This window comes from Pseudomonas sp. PLB05 (assembly GCF_021106615.1).
GTDB classification, from domain to species: Bacteria; Pseudomonadota; Gammaproteobacteria; order Pseudomonadales; family Pseudomonadaceae; genus Chryseomonas; species Chryseomonas benzopyrenica.
The window spans coordinates 44,710-67,283 of record NZ_JAJOHO010000006.1 but is presented as its reverse complement, the minus strand read 5'-3'; the positions used below and the strand labels follow the sequence as shown (position 1 = coordinate 67,283).

Genomic DNA, 22,574 nt, shown 5'->3' with positions numbered 1-22,574 from the left:
ACCCGATGCGCAATCCAATCTTTGCCCGGGTGGTCGCTGCTATCACCCTGTTCTTCTACGCCTATGCGTGCCCTGTCATGGCCTGGGCCGACAGCGTGACTGCCTCAGCCGCGACCGGTACTGCGACTGCCAAAGAGGCGCTGAACGCCTGGTCGCCACCGTCCGCCAGTTCGACCGAGATCACCTTCGGCTCAGACGCGGCGAAGCAATCGATCAGCATCTCGGAGCTGTTTCCCGGGGTGACCGACTCTTCCAACACCAGCGCGCTCAGCAACATCTACGGCGACGACAAGGCGACGATGGCCGCCGGCAGCGATGCCAACCTCCGGCTGACCTCGGAGGAGTCCTCCAGCGGTGAGGCCTATCGCCTGCTGCGCGGCAACGTCTCTCAGACGAGGCCCGATCTGACCAATGATCCGTTGTGGAATAACACTGACAAGATCATCGACAACCAGGCGCTCTTCAACAAGGAGTTCTCGGACTGCAAGCAGAACACCGAGTACACCAAGGGCACGACCACGAAGCACGTGAGCGAGCTCAAGCAATGCGAGCGGGTAACCGACAAGTCGGGTAGCTACACGCTCAAGCACGAGTACCTGGCAGGGGTCGTCCGGTACTACGACGGTCCGGCGAACGTTCAATCCTGCGGTGAAGGCTGCGTCGATATCTGGCTGGGCCAGGTCGGCAACGACTATTGGCGCGGCAACTGCTCTATCTTCGAAAACGAGATGAAGTTCGAGGTCATTAAGCCCGAAGCGATCCAGAGCGCGCAGCTGGTCTACGCGAAGTGGGACGACTACATGCAGGTGCTGGTCGGCGGCACCAAGGTATGGTCCGGGCCGAACGAGAACTTCCCGCCGGAGACCGACGGGGCATGCGAGCTCGATACGTCTTGGGAGACCAACCCTGACGTAAACATGACCTCGATCGTCAAAAAGGGTGGCGTCATCCCCTTCAAGATCCGCGCGTCAGTTACCGGCCGCGGTGAGGCCTACGCCAAACTGCGCATCCTCTATGACCCGCAGGAGGTCATCAGCAACGACAACTGGTATCCGCCGGAGGCTGCCGAGGCGGTGACTGCGGTGAACGACGGCGCCTGCCAAGGCAAGTTCGTTTGCAACAAGATGCCTGAGGTGGACGAGAACGGCTGCGCGGTCATCAACGGCACCCGCGTGTGTGAAAGCAGCTTCAAGAACAAATCGCCGGCCTCCGGCATATCGCCCCTGTGCCAAGAGGTATCGGTTGACGCGCAGTGCAACTTCTACAAGGGAGACATGCAGTGCTACACCGACGCCCAGGGCAACGAGCAGTGTCCCACCAATAGCGATAAGACCTGCGCCGTCTCTCACGACATGCGCGTGGTCGAGGTGCCTATATCCGCTCGCTTTGCCGTAGAGGACGCCCCAGGCGCCGGTGAGACCAACCGAGTCGAGGTCGACTTCTTGGCTGGTACCTACCGCAACACCTCCAGCAACCTGCGCAGCGACGGCTACGTGGATCAGGCCTCGCTGGATGTGATGTGCAAGAAAGGCGCTGACGGCAAACGGCTTCCGCAACGCTTTGCCGTGTCGAGCACCTCGATCTGGACGGGGCACAAGTTCGCCCCCAGCACCCTGACCGAGGATTCCCTGAACATCGTGCAGATGCCGACGTGCGACAACGGCCTGAAGATGGTTGTCGACGTGAAGGACACCGGCAAAGGCACCCCGGGGGCGTTCTATTCGCATGAGCTCAAGCTGAAGAACGTCCGCATCGACGGTGAGTCGTTCGGTCCCCAGTACTGCATCGACTCAGCGAACAAGATCCAGAATGGTCAGTGCTCAGAAGGCGGCAGCGTCACGGTCACCCGGGGGGTGGCCAGCGGCTGCTTGAACCTGAAAGGGGTCACGGTTTGCCCTGGCGATGACATGTACAACGCCATGAAGCCTTCCCCGATCAAGGGCGTCGATAAGCTCTTTCAAAACGTCAAGGTTCAGGGCTGCGTCACCGGCGGGCTAAACCTGGACACCTGCACTAAATTCGAGGCGGACAAGCAATGCGGCTTCATCTCTCGCCAGTGCGTGGACGGCGCCGAGGGTGAGTCGGGCAAATGCTACGTCACGGAGGAGACCTGGGACTGTGGCCACGAGGTTGAGGTACCGACGTCGACCTCGAATACCAGCTACCAATGCGATGGACCTGTTCGTTGCCTGGGCACCGAGTGCTTCAGCCCAACAGACGAGAAATCCACTGACTTCGGTTACGCCGCAGCGGCGCTGCAGATCGCCCAGTTCGCTGAGCATGACCTGGACTGCGGTGAGAACCCGACCGACACCTCGACCGATCACAACTGCAAGGTCTGGAAAGGGGAGCCCATGGAGTGCAAAAAGGCAGTCGGCGGATGGGTCGATTGCTGTGAGGCGCCGGATGGCATCTCTCTCATGGATTACGTGTCGCTGACCATGAATACCATCAGCCTGACCGAGAAGATCGGGATCATCGATAAGGCACCGACTGCTGAGGCGGCATGGACCTTCGGTAAAGAGTTAGCAAGCGGAAGCAACTGGACCTCAGCGTGGAGTTCAGCCGTCAAAACCAACGAAGGCGCCACGACCGTCAGCCAAATGATCGGTTTGGACGTGCTCAAACAGAAGATGATGAACTATGCCGCTGAATGGACGGCGAACACGTTCGGTACCGCGGCAGCGAACACGATCTTCGCGAGCGGATCAGCGTCGGCGGGATCCAGCACTACGCCTTACGCGACAACCAATGCCACTACCGGCGCGGTCAGTACGGCGCCCAACGCGACGTTTGCCGCGGGCTTCGCCAGTGCGCTGTCGGTGATCATGATCGCCTATACGATCTACACGATCGCGAACATCATGGTGCAAATCATCTGGGAGTGTGAGCAAAAGGAATTTGAGCTTGCCGCCAAAAAGGAGACTAAGGTTTGCCACTTCCTGGGTAGCTACTGCGCTTCCAAATCCCCCATGGGTTGCATCGAAAAGCGCGAGTCTTATTGCTGCTTCAACTCGCCTCTGGGACGAATCATCCAGGAGCAAGCACGGCCTCAACTCGGACGCACTTGGGGCGACGCTGAGAACCCATCCTGCGAGGGTATTTCAGTCGGAGACCTGGCAAAGCTCGATTGGAGCAAGATCGACATCTCGGAGTGGATAGGCATCCTGCAGATTACGAATAACTATCCCACCGCCGACAAGATCAACCTCGATAAGCTCACCGGTAGTGGTTCTACGCTCAACTACCCAGGGGCGAATCGGAAGGACGTTCTTACAAGGAACAACGAGATTATGGATGGTATGGAAGTTACGTTTCCGGATTCGCGGAATGCTACAGAGAAAAATCTGCGAGGAACGTTCAAGGACCAATAGCCACAAAAAAGTGCCGGTGTCAAGTCTTGCGTGCAAAGCACGTAAGGCTTGAAACCATATATGGGACAGTAGGTTAGCTCTTTTCGCGGCCGCTTTGCAGAACCACGGCTTCGTCGGCTAGGAGCCACATAAGAGCGTCGGGGGAGAAAGCCGCATCGCACTGTGTCGTGCTGGATTGCCGAGGAACGGCGGGCCTGTCGCGTCATCATAGCCCAAGAGACATAGCGGCATCCAGAATGAAGAACGCGCAGCCTGGGGCTGCGCGTTCGATGGATGCCGTTGGTATGCGACGCCATCATGTCGGCTTCGATGGCGCGCTCCGGGTCGCCGTGTCCTTCCTGAATCCCCGATCCCCCGCCATGAACGCCTCCAGCATGTGCGGGATCAGCGTCATGGCATCAACCGCCTCGCCGTAGGTCTGCGCGTGCAGCGCGGCGTAGCGGTCGAGGTCGGCTTTCAAGCTGGCTGGGCAGGCAAAGGTCAGTTTGACGCTTTCGGTCTTGGGCAGCGGCCCGAGCCGCAGCTTCTTGGTCGTGCTCATTGCGAAGCTCCCCGATTGAAGAACAGCGGCTGGTACGGCCGCAGCACCAGATCCCGGTTGACGATGATTCGCACGGGCAGGCCCGGCCGCTCGGTCAGCGTCGGCTGGATATTCATGTTGCGCCGGGTGATTTCCTGGCCGACCTGATTGATGCTGTCCTGTGCGCCATCGCGCCCGGCGATGACGATGCGGTTGCCATCCTGGCGGTTCTCCGGCGCGGCCAGCTCGGCACCTACGCCCAGCAACGTCGTCAGCACCGCGCCGGCAACGATGCGATTCCAATGCCAGTCCACGTCGTCTTCCAGGCCGGAGTAGCCGGCCGGATCGGTGCCGACAAGGTTGTCCAGCGTCAGCGAGGATGTGTCGGGCAGAATGACGCGATTCCACACCACCTGCACGCGGCTTTGTCCGTAGCTGACCTGGCTGTTGTATTTGCCAAGGATGCGCGAGCCCTGCGGGATCAGCAGAAACTTGCCCGTGGCCGTGTCATAGACCGGCTCCGTCACCGTGGCGATCACGTCGCCCGGCAAATCCGACTGGATGCCCGTCACCAGCGCACCCGCGATCACCGTTCCGGCCATCACCTGATAGGGCGATGCGGGCAGCGCCAGATGGCCGGAATTGCGGGTTTCCGTAGAACCGGCTTTCAGGAATGCCTCTTTCTGGTCTTGCCGGTTCTGCACGGCGGTCGGGTCGGCGGGCTGGGCCGCTGTCGAGGCAGGCCCGGCAGCGAGAGGATCGAAGGCCGCGAGTGTGTTTGCAACACCAGGCGCACCCGGCGCAGCTTGCGCGACCGTGGCGGCGGCCTGGCCCTGACCCTGGCCGCCCGAGCGGAAGAACACCGACGAGGCCGCCGCCGCGTCCGCCTCCTTGCGCAAGGCATCTTCGGGATCATGGCCTGGCGGCGAATAGCCCGGCGTCACCGGCTGCTGCGAAGCGACGATGGCCGGACCAAGGTCGCCGGGCAACGGCGGCCCCAGTTCGGGCACATCGGGCGGCAAGGCTGGCGGCAGCTTCGAGTAGTCCGTCGGCAGCGCATCCAGCCCTTCGGACTTCGAGACGCGATCGACGTTGTAAAGCTCGGTCTGCTCGTTGGCTCCGCGCCGCTGCGGTTGCAGCGACCAGATGGTGGCCCCAAGCACGGCGACCGACAGGCCGCCGGCGAGGATGGCCAGCGTGCGCCGATTCAGGCGCGTGACCGGGCGTGGCTGGGCGCGCAGCGCCACCGCCTCCGGCGCAACCTTGCCCGCCTGCGGCGTGGCGAGGTCGGGGGTGTCGTCCTGGCTCATGGTCAGTTCCTCCGCGCAACGCCGTCCGTGCGTTCAATTCGCACCACGTCGCTCTTGTCTCCGCCCAGGCGGAGTTCGGCGGCGCCGAACAGCCGATCCACGATGTAGTACGGCGAGCGGAAGCGATAGTTGACCAGTTGCCCGTCGCCTTCCGGCCCGATCACGAACAGCGGCGGCAGCTCGCCTTGCGCGATGCCGGCGGGGAACTGGATATAGACCTTCTGCCCGTCGTCGAACGCGCGCAGCGGCTTCCACGGCGGGTTGCTACCGCTGACCGCGTAGCGGAAGCGCAGGTTTTCCAGCGACAAGCCGGAGTCCACCGGCGCGGCGGCGCTGGCCGCCTGCGCTTGGCGCTGCAAAGCCAGCATCCGGTCGCGCGGGTACTCCCAGGACACCGACGCCATCCACGTCTTTTCCGTAGAAGCCAGCTCCAGAAGGTACGTCCTGCGGCTGGTGGTGATGACGAGATTGGTCTTTAGGGCCGAACGGATTGGCTTGACCAGCACGTTCACGCGCAGGTCGGCGCCGCTACCGCTGGACGTATCACCCACGATCCAGCGCACGGTATCGCCGGCGGCCACCGTCACCAGTTCCTCGCCCGGCTGGAGCGCGATCACGGTCACGCGGCCCACGGCCGCATAGACCTGATACAGCGCACCGTCAGTGAAGGGCCAGACCTGAATCGCATTGACGTAGCCCTCGCGCGTGGGCGCGACGCGCGCCTCCGTATTGGCCCGCGAGACGCGCACCTTCTCGTCGGCCGGTTCCGGCGCGGCCTTGGCGTCCTCTGCCTCGGGCAATGGCTTCAACTGCGCCGGCAGCGCCAGCGGCTCGGGCACCTTGACCACTTCCACCGGCGCGGGCGGCTCCGGCAGCGGCTGGGCCTGCACTGGCTCATCGAGCGAGATGGTCGGCGGCGGTTTGCCCTGCGTGGCGCAGCCCGCGAGGGAAAGCAGGATCAACGGCAACGCGTATTTGCGGAAAAGATCATTCATGGCTTGGCTCCTTCGGAAGAATCCAGTTCACGGCTCCACGACAGGCCGTTGACGTAGATGCCCAGGGGGTTCTTGCGCAGGCGTTCTTCGGTGCGTGGCGGCTGGAGCACGATGGACACCACGGCCGTCCACCGCTCCAAGCCCGCCGCGGCACCGTTGACGTATCGGCGTTCCGTCCAGCGCACGTTGAAAGACGTGTCGCTGGCGCGCACGACGCTGGTGATCTGCACCGTCACCGACTCCTTGCCGATGCGCGCGAACGGGTCGTTGACCCGTGCGTAGTCGTTGAGCACGGCCGCGCCCTTGTCGGTCGTGTAGTCGTAGGCGTCGAGCCAGTTCTGGCGGACGACGATGGGGTCGATGGACAGCGAGCGCACCAGCGTCACGAAACGCGCGATGTGATGCGCCGTCTGCGCATCGTTGGGCCGGTACGGCGTGGCGGCTTCGCCGACCGCGCGTACCTGGCCCGCGTTGTCCACTTCCACGACGTAGGGCGTCACGATGGACTGCGCCGAGCGCCACACCAAGCCGCCGGCCATCAGCAGCGCGAGCGTCAGGCAGCCGAAGGCCATCAGGCGCCAGTTCTTCGCCTGCACGCGCGGCGAGCCGATACGGTCGTCCCACACCTGGCCGGCAGCTTGGTACGGCGTGGCAGGCTGCGGCGTGCCGGCATAGCGCACCTGCGGTTTTCTGAATCGCATGGTCAGTTCTCCTTGTGAATCGCTTTAGTCGTCGGAGCCGCGCAGGCTCGGGCCTTGCCCCGAGCCGCCACCGTCGCCGCCGCGCAGCGTGTGCGCGGCGGTGGTCGCGGCGTGGGTGAGTTGCTGGCGGCGATGCAGCCGCTTGGCCCAGGCGGGTTGTTCCGGCTTCTGTGCAGCGGCGCCGCCTGCGGGGGCTTCTCCTGCGGAGGCTTGACCGGTTGACGCGCCAGCGTCGGCCGTCGAGCCATTCCAGCCAGCACGGAACGGAGCGGCCATCCGCTGCCCGGCAGCGGAAGCACGGGATGCTGCGGCGCGTCCGGCGGACTGCGCGCCGGTCTTGGCGACGTTGCCTAGGCCCGCCATCGCGCCCTTTGCGCCGCCGCCAGCGGCGGCGGAACCGGCCTGGAACGCCGACTTCGCACTGCTGGCCGCCGACGTGGCGGCGCGCGCACCGCTACCGGCCAGCTTGGCGGCAGCCGGGGCCATGCGCGCGCCAGCAGCCACGGCGCCACCCACGCCCGTCGCGGCGGCGCCGATGGCGACGGCCGTGCCGGCAGCGCCGACAGCAGCACCGGCCATTGCGCCAGCGCCGAGCTGCGGCGCACCGGACACGAGGCCCGTGGCGATGCCGGGGCCGAAGATCCCGAGCGCCAGCAAGGTGAGCGAGGCCAGCATGATGACCAGCGCGTGGTCGATAGACGGCTCGGCGGGATGGACTTGGAACTGAGCGAACAAGCCCGAGCCGATACCGACGATCACGGCCAGCACCAGAACCTTGACGCCGGAGGCCACCACGTTGCCCAAGACCTTTTCCGCGAGGAACGCGGTCTTGTTCCAGAGCGCGAATGGCACCAGCACGAATCCGGCGAGCGTGGTCAGCTTGAACTCGATCAGCGTGATGAACAGTTGGATCGCCAGCACGAAAAAGCACAAGACCACGACCAGCCACGCGAGGAACATCACCACGATGGGGTCGAGGTTTACGAATACTTCGGGAAAGCCCGCCATCTCACCGATCTGCTCCAGAATCGGCGCCCCGGCGTCGATGCCGGTTTTCGCCAGCCGGCCCGGCTGCAAGAAGTTTTCCATCGTGATGGCCGAGCCGGTGGCGGTTATGCCTAATCCCGCAAACGAGCGGAATACGATGCTGGCCAGCCAGTTGAAGTTATTGATGATGTAGGCGAAGGCGCCGACGTACAGCACCTTGCGCAGAAGCTTGGCGATCACGTCCTCGCCCTGACCGGTGGCATGGCTCATGGCCCAATACAGGCCGGCGATCGTCATGTCGATGACGATCAGCGTGGCCGTGAGGAACGCCACTTCGCCCCGCAGCAGCCCGAAACCCGAGTCGATATACGCGGCAAAGGTGTTGAGGAACTGGTCGATGATGGTCACGTCATTCATGGCGTGTTCTCCGGCTCGGCGGGAACGGCCGGCGCCATGCCATCGGCCGGTTCATCGAAGCTCGGCGGGATCGGCGGCAGGTCGGCCAGCGTCTGGTATTCATCCGGCCCGGCCTTGCCGGAGAAGAAGCGCCGCCGGAAGGCTTCGGCGGCGGCACGGCAAGCGTCCTCGCCCGTGGCCTGCCGGTCGGCCGCGCATTGCGCGCGCAATGCCTTGAGCCGCACGGGATCGACGGCCAGGGCATCGGCAAGGTTGTCGGCCGGCTGCTTGCCGCAAGCGGCCAGCAGCACGACAAGCACCACAACAGACGGGGCGAGGACGCATCGCATGGCGGCCTCCCGTCAGTTGCCGTAGAAGTTCACGGACTGCGGCGTGTACGGCGTCCCTTCGCCCAGGAAGCGCCGCCGCACTTCGCGGGCGCGCTCCGTGGCCGCCGCCTGCCGCGCCAGCTCCAGCGACGCCGCCCGGTCTTGCGTGATCTGGAGCCGCTGCGACTGGATCGACTGCTTGGCCTGCAAGGCCAGCAACTGATTCATGGCCTGCATCGCCTGCAACGCACCTTCGGCCGACTGGCTCTTGCCAACGAGATCGGCCAGCACGCTCTCGTCTTCACCCAGGTTCTGCGACACCTGAGCTTGCATCTGCATCGTGGTCTGCAAGCCGTTGAGCGTGTTCCGCCAACGCTCCTGTGCGTCGCGGTACATCTGGTCGCCGCTGACGGTGGCGGCGTACTGCTCGGGATACAGGCGTGCGAACTCCCGATCCAGATTCGTCACGTCATAGGCCAAGCCTCGGGCCTGGGCGATCAGCCGCTCGGTCGTTGCCAGATTGGCGCGCAACTGGCCGACCACGCTGGACGGCAGGCTGGCGAGGTTGCGCGCCTGGTTCATCAACATCTGTGCTTCGTTCTGGAGCTGCTGGATCTGGTTGTTGATCTGCTCCAGCGTGCGGATCGCGGTCAGCGTGTTCTGCACGAGGTTCGTGGGATCGACCACGACCCATTGCGCATGAGCGGTGGCGGTGCAAAGCATGGCCGCGACGGCGGCGGCGATAAGGCGCTTCTTCATGACAGGCTCTCCTGTGGGTGGTCGGTGGTACGGAGGGAACCCGGCGCCAGGCCGGGGAACGAGGGCAGCAGGTCGGCCGCCCAATCGAGGCCGCGATGGCGCAGCCAAGCGCCCGCGAAGCCGGGTGCGCCGGCGTCCAGCAGCAGGCGGTCTATGTCGCGCTGGTCTTGCGGCGTGGACGCGCCCGCGAAGGCCAGCGCCGCCGGCCCCAGGTCGAGGTCGAACAGGCGGTTGCCGAGACGGGATTGGTAGTAGTAGTCGCGCTTGGGCTGCGCGGTGGCGACGATTTCGATCTGCCGCCTGTTGAGGCCGAAGCCCTCGTAGATCGTGCGAATCTGCGGCTCGGTGGCCTGCGGGTTGGGCAGGAAAATCCGACTCGCGCAGCTCTCGATGATCGCGGGCGCGATGCTCGAATCCTTGATGTCGGCGAGGCTCTGCGTGGCGAAGATGACGCTGACGTTCTTCTTGCGCAGCGTCTTGAGCCACTGGCGGATACGCTCGGCAAACACCGGGTCATCGAGGAATAGCCACGCTTCATCGAGGATCAGCAGCGTGGGCGCGCCGTCGAAGCGTTCATCGAAACGCGCAAAGAGGTAATGCAGCACGGCCATGACGGCGGCCTTGCTGTGCATCAGCTCCTCCATCTCGAAGCACTGCACGTCGGCCATGCCGAGCCGGTCGTGATCGGCGTCCAGCAGCTTGCCGTGCGCGCCGCCCAGCACATAGGGCGCGAGCGCTTGGCGCAGCGCGTTCGATTGCAGCAGCACGGAAAGCCCCGTCATCGTGCGCTGCTCCACCGGCGCACCGGCGAGGCTGCCGAGCGCCGACCAGATGGCCGCTTTCTCGTCGGGGCCAACCGCCACGCCTTCGTGCAGCAAGCGGCCTTCGATCCATTCGGCGGCCCAGGTGCGGTAGCCCTCACGGTCGATGCGCGCGAGTGGCTGGAAGGCGATTTCGCCATCCGTGCCCAGGTCGTAGTGCTCGCCGTCCAGCCCGAGGATCGTGGCTCGCATGGAGCGGCCCATGTCGAACGCGAAGATGCGCGAGCCGCGATAGCGGCGGAACTGCATTGCCAGCGTGGCGAGCAGAACCGACTTGCCCATGCCAGTCGGCCCCGCGACCAGCGTGTGGCCCACGTCGCCGATGTGCGTCACCAGCCGGAACGGCGTGGCGCCATCGGTGCGCGTGACGATCAGCGGCGGGCCGTCGAGGTGGTCGTTCTTCTCCGGCCCGGCCCATACCGCCGACACCGGCATCATGTGAGCCAGGTTCAGTGTCGAGACGATGGGCTGGCGCACGTTGGCGTAGGCGTTGCCCGGAATGGACGACAGCCACGCATCCACGGCGTTGAGCGTTTCGGGGATAGTCACGAAGCCCCGCCCCTGGATGACGCGCTCCACCATGCGCAGCTTCTCGTCTGCGACGGCGGCGTCCTCGTCCATGACGGTGACGGTCGCCGTCAGATAGCCGAAGGCGACTTGATCGCTTCCCAGCTCCTGCAGGGCGGCGTCCGCGTCGGCGGCCTTGTTGTTGGCGTCGGTATCGACCAGCGGGCTTTCCTGCTGGAAGATCGTTTCGCGCAGCAGCGCGATGACGTTCTTGCGCTTGGCGAACCACTGGCGGCGCAGACGGGAAAGTTCTTTTTCCGCCTCGGCTTTGTCCAGGCAGAGGAAGCGCGTACTCCAGCGGTAGGCAAAACCGAGGCGGTTGAGGTCGTCCAGAATCCCCGGCCAGGTCGAGGTCGGAAAGCCCCGCACCGACACCACGCGCAGGTGCTGGTCGCCCAGCATGGGTGCCAGGCCACCGACCAGCGCGGAGTCGGTCAGCAGCGCGTCGATGTGGAACGGCACTTCGGGCACGCCGACGCGGTAGCGCCGCGTCGAGATGGTGGCGTGCAGGTAGCTCAGCGTCTGGCTGTCATCGAGCCAGGCGATTTCCGGCATCACGCCATCGAGCAGGTCGAACACGCGATCTGTTTCCGCCACGAAGGCCGTCAGGCGCTCGCGCCAGTCCACGCCATCGGTGGGCCGGTTCTCGTACAGCATCCCCGCCGCGCGGGCGCGCGATTCCTCGGGCGGCAGGTACACCAGCGTCAGGTGATAGCCACTCTCGAAGTGATTGCCAGAGTCCTCGAAGGTGGCGCGGCGTTCCTCGTCCACCAGCCACGACAGCGGCTCAGGAAACTCCGAGTGCGGATGGTCGGCAGCGGGACGGCGCTCGGCTTCAATGAACAGCGCCCAGCCCGATCCCATACGGCGCAGCGCGTTGTTCAACCGCGCCGATGTGGCGATCAGCTCGCCTTGCGTCGCGCTGTCGAGGTCAGGCCCGCGAAACCGGGCCGTGCGCTGGAAACTGCCGTCCTTGTTCAAGACGACGCCCGGCGCGACCAGCCCGGCCCAGGGCAGCCAGTCGGCAAGTAAGGCCGGGCGCTGGCGGTATTCGGCGAGGTTCAGCATCGCGGCGTCCTCCCCTCACACGTCCAGCAGCGGGCGATGCTTGATGTGCCGGGCGAAGACTTGCATGAACTGCGGATCGACGCGCGCACCCCACACCGCCAAAGAATGGCCGACGATCCAGAGCACCACGCCGGGAATCCACAGTTGCAGGCCCAGCCCGACAGCGGCGGCCAGCGTGCCGTTGGCGATCGCCACGGTGCGCGGCGCACCGCCCAGCAGAATCGGCTCGGTCAGCGAGCGATGCAGCGGCACCTCGAAACCGTCCGCGAAGGTGTCTGGGGCACTCATACGACCGCCCCGCCGGAGAAGCTGAAGAACGACAGGAAGAAGCTCGAAGCGGCGAAGGCGATGGATAGACCGAAGACAATCTGGATCAGCTTGCGGAATCCGCCGGATGTGTCGCCGAAAGCCAGCGCGAGGCCCGTGGCGATGATGATGATGACCGCGACGATTCGCGCCACCGGCCCCTGGATGGATTCGAGGATGGATTGCAGCGGGCCTTCCCACGGCATCGAGGAACCGGCGGCCTGTGCGGTTCCGGCCAGGAACAGCAGCAGCGCGGCCAGCAGCAGCCCTTGCCCCGCAGGGCGGGCCAGGCAGCGCAGCCGCGCAAGACGCAAAGCCGGATTTGCAGAAAAACGGAAAGCAGGAATGGTCATCTGCGTCATGGCAGTTCTCCAAGTGAGTCAGGGGATGGGGAAGTCGCCGCAGCGGGTGCGGCATCGGGAAGTGGCGGCAGCTCGGGAAACGGCGTTTCCAGCGCGTCCGCCAGTTGGTAGCCCACGCCGTCGAAGCCGACGACGCGAGCGATGCTCTCGATGCGGCGCTTGCGCCCGCGCCCGGCGATGTGGATCACCACGTTGACCGCTTCGGCGATCAGCGCACGGGGCGGATTCACCGCCACTTCGAGAATCAGTTGCTCCAGGCGCTGCAGCGCGCCGAGCGCGGAGCCGGCATGGATCGTGGCGATTCCGCCCGGATGGCCTGTGCCCCACACCTTGATGAGATCCAGTGCCTCGGCGCCGCGCACTTCGCCAACGACGACGCGATCAGGCCGCAGGCGCATGGACGAGCGAACCAGCTCGGTCATCGACACCACGCCTGCGCGGGTACGCAGGGGAACGTGGTCGCGGGCCGCGCATTGCAGCTCCACCGTGTCTTCGAGCACCAGCACGCGGTCGCCGGTGGCGGCGATTTCGGCGAGCAAAGCATTGGCGAGCGTGGTCTTGCCGCTGCTGGTGGCGCCGGCGATCAGCACGTTCTGCCGCTCGCGCACGGCGCGAACGAGAAAGCCCGCTTGCGCGCTGGTCATCATCCCGTCGATGACGTACCGCTCCAGCGGAATCACGCCGATGGCGCGCTTGCGCAGCGCGAAGACCGGCCCCGGCGCTGCCGGCGGCAAGATGCCCTCGAAGCGTTCGCCCGTTTCGGGCAACTCGGCGGACAACAGCGGCTGGCCGCGATGCACTTCCGCGCCAACGTGGGCGGCCACGAGGCGGATGATTCGCTCGCCGTCCGCCTCGGGCAGTTCCACGCCCATCGGCGCGCGCCCACTGGAAAGCCGATCCACCCAAAGGGTGCGATCGGGATTCAGCATCACCTCCACCACGTCCGGGTCTTCGAGCGCGGCGGCGATCAGCGGCCCCATCGCCGTGCGCAGCATCTGGATGCGGCGGTCGAGCGACGTGGCGGTTATGGATTGGGGAACGGCGCTCATGACGCACGCTCCCGCGCTTGGGCGGCTGCCGCCGCGTCCTCCATCCGCATCGGATCGGGATGCAGTTCCTCCACCACGTCGCGCACCAAGCTGCGGCCCCGCAGCAGGTGGCGGCCAAGCTTCTCGGTGAACTGCTCGAAGCGCGCTTTGCCCTGCGCGCGTGCCGCGTCTTGGTGCGCCTCGGGAACCGGCGTGCTCACGGTCAGGTAGTAGCGGATGAACAGCGCCAGCGTTTCGATGGCGATGTTCTGGTCGCGCTCCATTCGCTCGGCCTGGCGCGAGAGGCGATCCAGCCGCTTGGCAATGGCCGCCTCGCGCTGGTCGGCAGCGTCGGGCGACAGCCACGATGCGAGCGCCGCCGCGACAATGGACGACTTGGACACGCCTTTCTTGGCGGCCAGCTCGTCCAGGCGCTTGGCGTGCTCCGGCTGGATGAACAAGTTGAGGCGGTAGTGGCTCATAGCTCGATTCCGTCGTTGGGGTCGAGGGAAGCCAGCCGGGCCGTGCGCTGCATGGCTGGATCGAGCTGGCGAGGAAGGGGAAGCGGCAAATCGTCGTCGTCATCGAGTAGCCCAAGGTCGGCCGCGGGCGCGGCCAGCTCGGGGTCGTAGGCGACGGTTTCGGAGAGTTCGGGCTGACGGCGCGGGCCGCCGTCGTCGGCCGAAGCCGAGTTCTCCAGGCCATCGGCGGATGCCGTGGCAGGTGCAGCGGGCACGGACGGAATCGCCAGCCCGCTCCAGTCGTCGGGCCGCGACGGCGGCGCGTCGGCGTACTGCTGGTTCGCCAGCGTGGGCGGTGGCAGCACGCGACGCTTGAAATTGGCGTCCGCGTAGTAGCGCAGTTTCTTCGCCTTGATCGGCGCCACGCTGGACACCATCACCACGGCCTCGTCGGGCGGAAGCTGCATCACCTCGCCGGGCGTGAGGAGCGGTCGGGCCGTTTCCTGGCGCGACACCATGAGATGCCCGAGCCACGGCGCCAGCCGGTGGCCCGCATAGTTGCGCTGGGCGCGCAGCTCGGTGGCCGTACCCAGCGTCTCGGAGATGCGCTTGGCGGTGCGTTCGTCGTTCGTGGCGAACGTCACGCGCACATGGCAGTTGTCGAGGATGGAGTGGTTTTGCCCATACGCCTTGTCGATCTGATTGAGCGACTGCGCAATGAGGAAGCTGCGGATGCCATAGCCGGCCATGAAGGCCAGCGCCGTCTCGAAGAAGTCCAGGCGCCCCAGCGCCGGGAACTCATCGAGCATCAACAGCAGCTTGTGGCGGCGCTCGATGCCGTCGGAGCCGTCGAGCGATTCGGTGAGGCGCCGGCCGATCTGGTTGAGGATCAGGCGAATGAGCGGCTTCGTCCGCGAAATGTCCGAAGGCGGCACCACCAGGTACAGCGACACCGGATGCTCGGCAGCGATCAGGTCGGCGATGCGCCAATCGCAGCGCGAGGTGACTTCGGCCACCGTCGGGTCGCGGTACAGACCGAGGAACGACATGGCGGTGCTCAACACGCCAGAACGCTCGTTGTCCGATTTGTTGAGCACTTCGCGCGCCGCAGAGGCGACGACCGGATGCGGCCCATCGCCCAGGTGCGGCGTGGTCATCATCCGGTGCAAGGTCAGCTCGAACGGGCTGGCCGGGTCGGACAGGAAGTTGGCGACGCCGCGCAGCGTCTTGTCCTCGCCGGCGTAGAGCACATGCAAGATCGCACCGACCAACAGCGCGTGGCTGGTTTTCTCCCAATGGTTCCTGCGCTCCAGCGCGCCTTCGGGATCGACCAGAATGTCCGCGATGTTCTGAACGTCGCGCACCTCATGCGCGCCGCGCCGCACCTCCAGCAGCGGGTTGTAGGCCGCCGACTTCGCATCCGTGGGGTTGAACAGCAGGCAATGAGAGAAGCGCGAGCGCCAGCCGGCGGTGATCTGCCAGTTCTCGCCTTTGATGTCGTGGACGACGGCGGATGCAGGCCAGGAAAGCAGTGTCGGCACCACGAGGCCGACACCCTTGCCCGATCGCGTAGGCGCAAAGGTCAGGACGTGTTCCGGGCCTTCGTGGCGAAGGTACTGGCGGTCGTGCTGGCCCAGGAACACGCCGGCCGGCAGCGTGAGGCCCGCTTTGCGAATGTCATCCGCGTTCGCCCAACGGGCCGAGCCGTAGGTCGTGACCAGGCGCGACTGCCGCGAGCGCCAGATCGACATGCCGATGGCGACCACCACCGCCAGCAGGCCGCTGCCGCCCGCGATGGCGCCGCCGGTGTCGAACACGCGCGGCGCGTAGGCGTCGAAGAAGAACCACCACTCGAACAGGCGCCATGGGTGGTAGATCGGCGTGCCGAGAAGATCGAACCAGGGCGAGCCAAGGCGTAGCTGGTAGCCAAGGGCTGCTGCTGTCCATTGTGTGGCGCCCCACACTCCGGCGATCACGATGCCAAATACCACGGCGATCTGACCGAACAGCACGCTCGTCCCTTGCATGACCTGGCCTCCGATTTCTCCTGAGCTGATTCCTCATGGAAGAAGCGGCACAAAGGCGTGCCGCAAGCGTCAGAATCGGTGCCGGGTCGGTGCCGGTCAAAGACCGTTTCGAGCAGAAACGTCGAGCAAAAAGACAGAATTCGCGCGGCGTCGAACCAAAGAAAAACGCCGCAAGCGATAGCGCATTGCGGCGTGTCGAACAGAAAATTGAAACCGATGCGGCGAACTGCCAACGATCAGAACTTGGGCGATTCCTTCGGCCGCGTGTAGGGCGTTTCGCCGTCACCATAGAACCGTTTGCGCGTGGCCTCGGCCACCCGGTTGCAGAGCACGTCACCCAGCTTGGGCCGATCCGTCTTGCACTGCTGGCGTAGTTCCTTCAACCGTTCGGGATTGGCTGCCAGTTCCTCCATCGTTGGGATATTCGCTTCCGATGTGTTGGCCTTCTGAGGCGTTTCGGACTGGCCGCAGGCGGTCAACACCGCCACCAGCAAGAAAAGGATGATCTTCTTCATGGCGCAGGTTCCTCCGGGGGATCGAGATTGCGGCCCAGCATGGGCCTGGGAGATTCCAGAGATTCGATGGCCTGTACGCGCTCAATGAATCGAGCCAGAACCTCCGCTGGTTCGCCTATAGGGCGCAGCAGATAGGTTGTCAGGGGTGGGACACGTGATGCCAAGGGGCGAGCCACCACGCCCGGTTCTCTGCTAGCTGTAATGTGTGCTGCACCCGTAAGGCCAAGCGCGAAGCCGGCCGATACAAGCGCCATCATCAAATCGCAGGAGGCCACACGCTCCGCGATCAGGGGTTCCATGTCCGCACGGCGCAGTACCCGATCAACGTGTTTCGCGTGGCTTTCGCAAACCTGTGGATCGCACAGAACCAGAGGGTAGCGGAGCAGTTCCTCCAACGGAATGCGCTTATGCGCTAGCAGAGGATGTCGAGCAGGTACAGCGACCATGAGTGCATCGCTCCAGACGGGTATAGCGACGATGCCTTCGCCCACTTCGTCTGATTGCGCGAATCCTACGTCATAAAGATCGTCGTGTAGCCCCTTGATTTGTTGCGACAACGGCACTTCGGAGAAGCGAATCTCGACTTCAGGTTCTTCCTGTCGGCATAAGGCGAGCACTGCCGGAAGGCGCGACGGTGTAATGCCGTCCGATAAGGCCACCCGCAACTGACCGTGAAATCCATTGGCCGCTGCTTTTACGCTGTCGCGCGCTTGTTGCAGAACAGCAAATACTCGGCGGGCATGCTCCAGAAATAACTTACCTGCACGTGTTAGTCGAGTGCTGCGTGTGGTACGGGCAAACAGTACAACACCCAGTTCCTCCTCTAGCTCCTTAATGGCGCGAGAAAGTGGAGATTGTTCAATGTGCAGCTTCTCCGCAGCTCTAGCGAAGTGAAGCTCCTCCGCCACGGCGAGAAAGTATTTTAGATGTCTTAACTCCATAGACGAATAGCTCCCACGAGCGCGCATCGCAGGCGGTAGCCGCGACCTGTGAGTCGCGGCTACGCCCTGAACAATCAGTTGCCGCCGTTGGACGGGCGGCGTTCCGCAGAAGATTGCGCCACGTTTGGCTTCTTCTTCGTGGCGTCGCACTGCTCTTTCAGCTTCTTTACTTCGGGATAAGCCACGTCACTGATATACCGCTTCGTATCTGCCAATTGCTCGCATGTCTTCGGTATGGCCTTCGCATCGTCGTCATGCCCGCCGGTATGGGCCATCACGAATGGCGAAGCGAGCGAGGCGCTAGCTAGAGCTGCAATCAAAACCGGACGAATGTTCATTTCAATATCTCCTGGGGTAAGGCCCGGCCTACGTGGCAGGGCGGGAAACTTCGACTTCCTGCCATGCAATTGGCATGGCAGGAAAGCCGGAGTGCATGGGACATGTGCCCGTAACCAATTTGCCAATCACAAGACGCGCTTCATTTCCATGTATTGACCGCGAGTGCGAACAATCACCGTCACGTCAGCGTCGCCACGGTTCCGCCAGAACCAACCGTGATTTCCACTAAAGGCCGCCTGGATAACGCCATTGCTAGCGGGCACCGCGCGACCCTTTTCATAACTGATGGACTGGCCGCCACCATCGCCGTGGGTATCGAAGTTCACAACGCCCCCTTCGGCAACCCAATTGAACTCGACCTGCTCGCCGGCCTTCATACTCAACTTCACCTCCGCCCCTTGGCCGGGCTTGAGTACGACGCGCATTTCATCGCGCCAAGCGGCGCCGTTCTCCGCCTGCGCGGCGTTCTGTGCTTGTGCAGGCGCGGCGGTGCCTGCGTTCCCTGCCGTTGCGGCAGCGGGCTTGGCCGCATCCTTCGCGGCATCCGCAGCGGCTTCTTCGGCCAATTGCGTCTTGATCTCCCCCATTTCCTTCAGGCCGAGTACGCGACCAATCCCTGTTGGGTCGATCGCGTACTCGGAGGGAAGGACGATGCCGACCAAAATTGCGATGGCGGCGACGAGTGCAATAAGCGTCGAGCGCAGCAGTTGTTTCGATGATGGAAGGTCGTCGAGGGTTGGCTTGGATACGTTGTACATGGGTTTTTCTCCGTGTTTGATTCAGGAAACGAAATAGCCGGTGAGCTGATAGCCGATCAGAATGAATCCGGCACACATCATCGCTACGTTGGCGGTGTACGCATGGCGCCAGAAACTTGCTGTTCGGCGCCAGTAGCTGATTGCAATCAGAATGGTGCCGAGCGCGATCAACTGCCCGATTTCAACGCCGACATTGAATGCCAACAGGTTTGGAATCAGGCCATCAGGCGAGATGTTGTATTCGATAATCTTGGTTGACAGACCGAATCCGTGAAAGAGTCCGAATACGACTGTTGCGACTTTCGTATTGGGCTGGAAGCCGAGCCATCGCTGAAATGCGCCGATGTTGTCGAGCGCCTTGTAAACCACCGAAAGACCGATGATCGCGTCGATGATGTAGCTGTTTATCCCGACGTTGAAATACACGCCAAGCAGCATCGTGGTTGAGTGGCCCATGGCAAATAGCGTCACATACAGGGCGATATGCTTCATCCGGTACAGGAAGAAGATCACGCCAAGCAGGAACAGGATATGGTCGTATCCCGTCGCCATATGTTTCGCCCCTAGATACATAAAAGGGATGAGGTTGACGCCGGATATTTCCTGGATGTAGCCCTTATCGCCCTCCGCAACGGCATGGGCGAGCGCCTGATTCGCGCACGCGAACAGCAGGATAATCGTCGCCATAAGAAATAAAGAAGTCCGTTGCCAGGTCGGTCGATGGTGATCCGGCATTACTTCAAGTGATCTTTCACGCATGAATTTCATACCTCAATTACTCTCCTAAAAACCCTTGCGGTTCGGGTGCGGCAAGCACCTTTCCTGTTTGCCGCACCATGCGAACTGTTGAAATTGGCGTCGTGCTTACGCCGGCGCGGTGTCCTGGCTTTCGTTGCGCCCCCGATGAATGAGGCGATATAGGGCCGGCAGCACTAGCAACGTCAGCAGCGTCGAGGAAACAATGCCGCCAATGACGACAGTTGCGAGGGGTCGTTGCACTTCCGCGCCCGTTCCGACGTTGACGGCCATCGGTACGAAACCAAGGCTTGCAACCAGCGCAGTCATCAGCACCGGGCGTAGCCGCGTCATCGCTCCGTTCACGATGGCATCGTGAATCGGCGCGCCTTCGTGGTGCAGCTTGCGAATGAAGCTCACCATCACCAGGCCGTTGAGCACCGCCACACCGGATAGGGCGATGAATCCAACCCCTGCCGAAATCGAAAGCGGAATATCGCGCAGCCACAATGCGGCAATGCCGCCTGTCAGTGCCAATGGTACGCCGCTAAAGACGACCGTGGCGTCCCGGCCCGAGCCGAAGGCCATGAACAGAAGGCCGAAGATCAGAACCAGTACAGCCGGCACGACGACGGACAGCCGTTGGCTCGCCGAAATGAGTTGCTCGAACGTGCCCCCGTAGTTGACCCAATAGCCCTCTGGCAGTGTGATTTCGCGGCTTACGCGCTCACGCAGCTCTTCCACGAACGACCCTAGATCGCGTCCGCGCACATTGCTGGTAATGACGATCCGGCGTTTACCGTTCTCGCGGCTGATCTGATTGGGGCCGGGAGCCACTTCGATTGACGCAAGCTGGCCGAGCGGCACGTAAGCGGCTTGGCCCGGTGCGGCAGCAGCGCCGGTCGGAACGGGAATGGGCAGTGTCGCCAGTGCTTTAGGGTCTTGGCGCTGCGCTTCGGGCAGCCGAACCACAATATCGAAGCGGCGATCGCCCTCAAACACTTGGCCAGCGACGGCACCACCAAGAGCGATTGCCACCGTCTGCTGTATGTCGTCGATCGCCAGGCCGTACCGGGACAGTGCATCCACGTTCGGCGTGATTGTCATCAGCGGCAGGCCCGTAATCTGTTCGAGTGCCACGTCGGCAGATCCCTCGATACTCTCGGCCACGGCTTCAATCTTGGAGCCTAGTTGGGCCAGTTGCTCCATGTCATCGCCATACACCTTGATCGCCACCTCGGCACGGACACCCGCGATCAACTCATTCATGCGCATCTGCACGGGCTGAGTGAACTCGTAGTTGTTGCCGGGAATGGTGTTCACCGCCTTTTCCAGTTCGGCAAGCAGTACGGCTCTCGGTTTGCGCGGATCAGGCCATTCGCTGCGATCCTTGAGCATGATGAAGGTGTCAGCCACCGAAGGAGGCATGGGATCAGTCGCAACCTCGGCAGTACCGATCTTGGCAACGACTTCCTCAACCTCTGGAAACTCCTTGATCCGCGCTTCCAACTGGCGCTGCATGCCAATCGCCTGGGTCAGACTCGTTCCGGGAATCCGCATCGCGTGCAAGGCGATGTCGCCTTCATCCAGATTGGGGATGAACTCGGTGCCCAGGCGCGTCGCAAGCAAACCAGACAGCACTACCAACACTGACGCCGCCGCGACAACGGCGACCCTTAGCCTGATTGCCTTCTGGAGAAGTGGCGCATAGAAGCGGCTGATGCCGCGCATCACCTTGGTTTCCTTCTCGGAAACCTTGCCGGTGACAAACAGCGCGACCGCAGCGGGCACGAAAGTCAGGGACAACACCATCGCACCAGTCAATGCGATCACGACGGTAAGCGCCATCGGATGGAACATCTTTCCTTCCACACCCGACAACGCGAAGATTGGAAGGTAAACCGCCGTGATGATGAATAATCCGAACAGGGCAGGCTTGATGACCTCTGCACTGGCGCTCGAAACCAGCGAGAAACGCTCATCGCGGGTCAACAGCCGACCGAGCTGGTGCTGTCGTTCGCTGAACCTGCGCAAGCAGTTCTCCACGATGATGACCGCACCATCGACAATCAGGCCGAAATCCAGTGCGCCCAAGCTCATCAGGTTGGCCGAGATTCGGTTTTGCACCATGCCGGTGATCGTCAGCAGCATGGCAAGCGGAATGACCGCTGCGGTTATCAGGGCTGCACGCAGGTTGCCTAGCAACATGAACAGCACGGCAATCACCAGCAACGCGCCTTCCAGAAGATTCTTCTGCACGGTTGCGATGGTGCGGTCAACGAGTTGAGTGCGGTCATAAACCGCGTGTGCTCGGACTCCCTCGGGAAGTGTCGCGTCGATTTCAGCGAGCTTTTCCACCGTGCGCTGTGCAACCGCTCGGCTGTTCTCGCCAATCAGCATGAATGCCGTTCCCAGCACGACCTCCTTGCCGTCTTTCGTGGCCGCGCCGGTTCGTAGTTCGCTACCCTCCAGAACTTCCGCCACGTCGGATATTCGGAGTGGCAGCCCATCGCGCGTTGCCACGACAATTTTCCGCAGTCGCTCGATGTCGCCTACCTGTCCGGGGATGCGGATCAGGTACTGCTCGCCGTGACGTTCGATGTAGCCGGCACCGACGTTGGCGTTGTTCCGCGCAACGGCGTTCAGCACGTCGTTCATCGTCAACTCGTAGGCCAGCAGCTTGACCGGATCGGGTGTGATGTGGAACTGACGCACGTAACCGCCGATGGTGTTGACCTCGGTGACGCCTTTCAGATTGCGGAGCTGCGGACGCACCGACCAGTCTTGCAATGTGCGCAGCGCCGTCGGCGTCCAGATTTCCTCGTAGCCCTTCTCGGGTTCCAAGGTGTACATGAATATCTCGCCCAGGCCGGTTGCCACCGGGCCGAGAGAAGGATTCAGGCCCGCCGGAAGTTGCGAAGATGCCTGCTGCAAGCGTTCGGCAACCTGCTGGCGGGCAAAGTAAATGTCGGTGCCGTCCTCAAAGACCGCAGTGACTTGCGACAGGCCGTAGCGGGAAATCGAGCGGGTGTAGTCCAGCCGGGCGAGGCCAGCGAGCGCCGTCTCAACCGGGAAAGTGACGCGCTGCTCCGCCTCCATTGGCGAGTAGCCTGGTGCCTCGGTATTGATCTGTACCTGGACGTTGGTAATGTCCGGTATCGCGTCGATCGGCAAGCGGCTGTAGTTCCAGACGCCCAGCCCGGACAGGGCGAGCACCAATAGAAGCACGAGCCAGCGATGCGCGATGGACGCGCGAATGATACGTTCGAGCATGT

Annotated in this window: 20 protein-coding genes; 1 reads left to right on the top strand and 19 read right to left on the bottom strand. The window is 63.4% G+C overall.

All coding sequences use genetic code 11. The features are described 5' to 3' along the window. Positions 1-5: 5 nt before the first annotated feature. Positions 6-3,374: a conjugal transfer protein TraN gene (gene traN / locus LRS53_RS21795; protein ID WP_231357280.1), complete on the top strand. Its 3,369-nt coding sequence runs from the start codon at positions 6-8 to the stop codon at positions 3,372-3,374. A 295-nt stretch (positions 3,375-3,669) separates the two neighbouring features. On the opposite strand, the gene LRS53_RS21790 is transcribed toward traN, so the two are convergent. The 19 genes from LRS53_RS21790 to LRS53_RS21700 form a co-directional block, all read right to left on the bottom strand. After that, positions 3,670-3,915, bottom strand: coding sequence for a DUF2274 domain-containing protein (locus LRS53_RS21790; RefSeq protein ID WP_003097776.1), 246 nt, complete (start codon positions 3,913-3,915; stop codon positions 3,670-3,672). Then, a complete protein-coding gene (locus tag LRS53_RS21785; RefSeq protein WP_003097773.1) occupies positions 3,912-5,204 on the bottom strand; it encodes a TrbI/VirB10 family protein in 1,293 nt (430 codons plus the stop codon). The genes LRS53_RS21790 and LRS53_RS21785 overlap by 4 nt, the downstream gene beginning before the upstream one ends. 2 nt (positions 5,205-5,206) lie before the next feature. Beyond that, on the bottom strand, positions 5,207-6,199 hold the full coding sequence (gene trbG, locus LRS53_RS21780; protein WP_010791833.1) for a P-type conjugative transfer protein TrbG: 993 nt from the start codon (positions 6,197-6,199) through the stop codon (positions 5,207-5,209). Beyond that, complete coding sequence (gene trbF, locus LRS53_RS21775) at positions 6,196-6,900, bottom strand: conjugal transfer protein TrbF (RefSeq protein ID WP_003097768.1); 705 nt, start codon at positions 6,898-6,900, stop codon at positions 6,196-6,198. Before trbF ends, trbG begins: the two co-directional genes overlap by 4 nt. A gap of 24 nt (positions 6,901-6,924) precedes the next feature. After that, a complete protein-coding gene (gene trbL, locus LRS53_RS21770; RefSeq protein WP_010791834.1) occupies positions 6,925-8,304 on the bottom strand; it encodes a P-type conjugative transfer protein TrbL in 1,380 nt (459 codons plus the stop codon). Then, positions 8,301-8,633, bottom strand: coding sequence for a hypothetical protein (locus tag LRS53_RS21765; RefSeq protein ID WP_010791835.1), 333 nt, complete (start codon positions 8,631-8,633; stop codon positions 8,301-8,303). Before LRS53_RS21765 ends, trbL begins: the two co-directional genes overlap by 4 nt. A 12-nt stretch (positions 8,634-8,645) precedes the next feature. Further along, entirely contained in the window at positions 8,646-9,371 is a 726-nt protein-coding gene (gene trbJ, locus LRS53_RS21760; RefSeq protein ID WP_003103988.1) for a P-type conjugative transfer protein TrbJ, read from the bottom strand. Next, the gene (trbE, locus tag LRS53_RS21755) at positions 9,368-11,827 is read right to left on the bottom strand and encodes a conjugal transfer protein TrbE (protein ID WP_010791836.1); all 2,460 of its coding nucleotides are present in this window, start codon (positions 11,825-11,827) and stop codon (positions 9,368-9,370) included. Before trbE ends, trbJ begins: the two co-directional genes overlap by 4 nt. A 15-nt stretch (positions 11,828-11,842) precedes the next feature. Next, the gene (locus tag LRS53_RS21750) at positions 11,843-12,115 is read right to left on the bottom strand and encodes a VirB3 family type IV secretion system protein (protein WP_003103993.1); all 273 of its coding nucleotides are present in this window, start codon (positions 12,113-12,115) and stop codon (positions 11,843-11,845) included. Then, complete coding sequence (locus LRS53_RS21745) at positions 12,112-12,495, bottom strand: TrbC/VirB2 family protein (RefSeq protein ID WP_003103996.1); 384 nt, start codon at positions 12,493-12,495, stop codon at positions 12,112-12,114. The genes LRS53_RS21750 and LRS53_RS21745 overlap by 4 nt, the downstream gene beginning before the upstream one ends. Then, complete coding sequence (trbB, locus tag LRS53_RS21740) at positions 12,492-13,544, bottom strand: P-type conjugative transfer ATPase TrbB (protein WP_003103998.1); 1,053 nt, start codon at positions 13,542-13,544, stop codon at positions 12,492-12,494. The genes LRS53_RS21745 and trbB overlap by 4 nt, the downstream gene beginning before the upstream one ends. After that, positions 13,541-14,005, bottom strand: a complete 465-nt coding sequence (locus tag LRS53_RS21735) for a ribbon-helix-helix protein, CopG family (protein WP_003104000.1) — start codon at positions 14,003-14,005, stop codon at positions 13,541-13,543. The genes trbB and LRS53_RS21735 overlap by 4 nt, the downstream gene beginning before the upstream one ends. Beyond that, on the bottom strand, positions 14,002-16,011 hold the full coding sequence (locus LRS53_RS21730; RefSeq protein ID WP_003104002.1) for a conjugal transfer protein TraG: 2,010 nt from the start codon (positions 16,009-16,011) through the stop codon (positions 14,002-14,004). Before LRS53_RS21730 ends, LRS53_RS21735 begins: the two co-directional genes overlap by 4 nt. A gap of 236 nt (positions 16,012-16,247) precedes the next feature. Further along, positions 16,248-16,526 (bottom strand): EexN family lipoprotein, encoded by a 279-nt coding sequence (locus LRS53_RS21725; RefSeq protein ID WP_010791837.1) that lies wholly within the window; start codon positions 16,524-16,526, stop codon positions 16,248-16,250. Further along, complete coding sequence (locus LRS53_RS21720) at positions 16,523-17,467, bottom strand: LysR family transcriptional regulator (protein WP_010791838.1); 945 nt, start codon at positions 17,465-17,467, stop codon at positions 16,523-16,525. Before LRS53_RS21720 ends, LRS53_RS21725 begins: the two co-directional genes overlap by 4 nt. Before the next feature lie 74 nt (positions 17,468-17,541). Continuing rightward, a complete protein-coding gene (locus LRS53_RS21715) occupies positions 17,542-17,805 on the bottom strand; it encodes a hypothetical protein (protein WP_010791839.1) in 264 nt (87 codons plus the stop codon). 126 nt (positions 17,806-17,931) lie between these two features. Further along, positions 17,932-18,564, bottom strand: a complete 633-nt coding sequence (locus tag LRS53_RS21710; protein WP_010791840.1) for a hypothetical protein — start codon at positions 18,562-18,564, stop codon at positions 17,932-17,934. A gap of 21 nt (positions 18,565-18,585) precedes the next feature. Then, entirely contained in the window at positions 18,586-19,251 is a 666-nt protein-coding gene (locus LRS53_RS21705; protein ID WP_228291978.1) for a HupE/UreJ family protein, read from the bottom strand. A gap of 177 nt (positions 19,252-19,428) precedes the next feature. Then, positions 19,429-22,572 carry an efflux RND transporter permease subunit gene (locus LRS53_RS21700; RefSeq protein ID WP_010791842.1) on the bottom strand — a complete coding sequence of 1,048 codons (3,144 nt, stop codon included), beginning with the start codon at positions 22,570-22,572 and terminating at the stop codon, positions 19,429-19,431. Positions 22,573-22,574 lie beyond the last annotated feature (2 nt).

Excerpts from the sequence above, each read along its gene's own strand:
- traN (WP_231357280.1), top strand. The coding sequence starts at position 6 with ATGCGCAATCCAATCTTTGCCCGGGTGGTCGCTGCTATCACCCTGTTC.
- LRS53_RS21790 (WP_003097776.1), bottom strand. The coding sequence starts at position 3,915 with ATGAGCACGACCAAGAAGCTGCGGCTCGGGCCGCTGCCCAAGACCGAA.
- LRS53_RS21785 (WP_003097773.1), bottom strand. The coding sequence starts at position 5,204 with ATGAGCCAGGACGACACCCCCGACCTCGCCACGCCGCAGGCGGGCAAG.
- trbG (WP_010791833.1), bottom strand. The coding sequence starts at position 6,199 with ATGAATGATCTTTTCCGCAAATACGCGTTGCCGTTGATCCTGCTTTCC.
- trbF (WP_003097768.1), bottom strand. The coding sequence starts at position 6,900 with ATGCGATTCAGAAAACCGCAGGTGCGCTATGCCGGCACGCCGCAGCCT.
- trbL (WP_010791834.1), bottom strand. The coding sequence starts at position 8,304 with ATGAATGACGTGACCATCATCGACCAGTTCCTCAACACCTTTGCCGCG.
- LRS53_RS21765 (WP_010791835.1), bottom strand. The coding sequence starts at position 8,633 with ATGCGATGCGTCCTCGCCCCGTCTGTTGTGGTGCTTGTCGTGCTGCTG.
- trbJ (WP_003103988.1), bottom strand. The coding sequence starts at position 9,371 with ATGAAGAAGCGCCTTATCGCCGCCGCCGTCGCGGCCATGCTTTGCACC.
- trbE (WP_010791836.1), bottom strand. The coding sequence starts at position 11,827 with ATGCTGAACCTCGCCGAATACCGCCAGCGCCCGGCCTTACTTGCCGAC.
- LRS53_RS21750 (WP_003103993.1), bottom strand. The coding sequence starts at position 12,115 with ATGAGTGCCCCAGACACCTTCGCGGACGGTTTCGAGGTGCCGCTGCAT.
- LRS53_RS21745 (WP_003103996.1), bottom strand. The coding sequence starts at position 12,495 with ATGACGCAGATGACCATTCCTGCTTTCCGTTTTTCTGCAAATCCGGCT.
- trbB (WP_003103998.1), bottom strand. The coding sequence starts at position 13,544 with ATGAGCGCCGTTCCCCAATCCATAACCGCCACGTCGCTCGACCGCCGC.
- LRS53_RS21735 (WP_003104000.1), bottom strand. The coding sequence starts at position 14,005 with ATGAGCCACTACCGCCTCAACTTGTTCATCCAGCCGGAGCACGCCAAG.
- LRS53_RS21730 (WP_003104002.1), bottom strand. The coding sequence starts at position 16,011 with ATGCAAGGGACGAGCGTGCTGTTCGGTCAGATCGCCGTGGTATTTGGC.
- LRS53_RS21725 (WP_010791837.1), bottom strand. The coding sequence starts at position 16,526 with ATGAAGAAGATCATCCTTTTCTTGCTGGTGGCGGTGTTGACCGCCTGC.
- LRS53_RS21720 (WP_010791838.1), bottom strand. The coding sequence starts at position 17,467 with ATGGAGTTAAGACATCTAAAATACTTTCTCGCCGTGGCGGAGGAGCTT.
- LRS53_RS21715 (WP_010791839.1), bottom strand. The coding sequence starts at position 17,805 with ATGAACATTCGTCCGGTTTTGATTGCAGCTCTAGCTAGCGCCTCGCTC.
- LRS53_RS21710 (WP_010791840.1), bottom strand. The coding sequence starts at position 18,564 with ATGTACAACGTATCCAAGCCAACCCTCGACGACCTTCCATCATCGAAA.
- LRS53_RS21705 (WP_228291978.1), bottom strand. The coding sequence starts at position 19,251 with ATGGCGACGATTATCCTGCTGTTCGCGTGCGCGAATCAGGCGCTCGCC.
- LRS53_RS21700 (WP_010791842.1), bottom strand. The coding sequence starts at position 22,572 with ATGCTCGAACGTATCATTCGCGCGTCCATCGCGCATCGCTGGCTCGTG.